At 69.5% G+C, this 642-nt stretch carries 1 protein-coding gene; it reads left to right on the forward strand.

Annotation, left to right across the window (positions count from 1 at the left end; genetic code table 11):
* Nucleotides 1-642 (forward strand): flagellin (locus ACTJI2_RS20030; protein ID WP_440843138.1); only part of this gene is annotated, 642 nt, incomplete at both ends.

A 642-nucleotide genomic window follows, 5' to 3' on the forward strand; every position in this document is an offset into this window, starting at 1 on the left:
CCAAGCAGGCCGATTTCAACGGCACCAAGCTGCTGGACGGCTCGTTCACCAGCCAGCTGTTCCAGGTCGGTGCCAACGCCTCGCAGGCCATCGCCATCGACAAGGTGGTCGACGCCCGCGCCAACGCGCTGGGCAACGTCAAGTTCGCCGCCAAGCAGACCGCCACCACCGCGGCCGCCGCGGCCACCGCAGACGGCAAGCTGGCGGGCATGCAGGTCAACGGCGTGACCATCGCCGACGTGGAGTGGAAGAACGGCGCGACCGGCGCGGACATCGCCCAGGCGATCGCCACGGCCGTGAACGCCAAGCTGGGCGAGACCGGCGTGGCCGCCTCGGTCGGCACCGGCGCCGACGCCGGCAAGGTGATCATGACCTCGGTCAAGGCGGGCAAGGACTTCGACATCACCGCCGGCACCATCACCGGTGGCGCCACCGAAATCGGCCTGACCGGCATCGCCGATGCCACCGCCGCGGCCACCACCACCGCCAGCTTCGCCAAGGACCTGGACATCACCACGTTCGAAGGCGCGCAGAAGGCGCTGGAAATCGTCGATGCCGCCCTGACCTCGGTCAACAGCGCGCGCGCCGACCTGGGTGCGGTGCAGAACCGCTTCACCTCGGTGGTCGCCAACCTGCAGACCA

The organism is Pseudoxanthomonas sp. 22568 (genome assembly GCF_052044485.1).
GTDB classification, from domain to species: Bacteria; Pseudomonadota; Gammaproteobacteria; order Xanthomonadales; family Xanthomonadaceae; genus Pseudoxanthomonas_A; species Pseudoxanthomonas_A beigongshangi.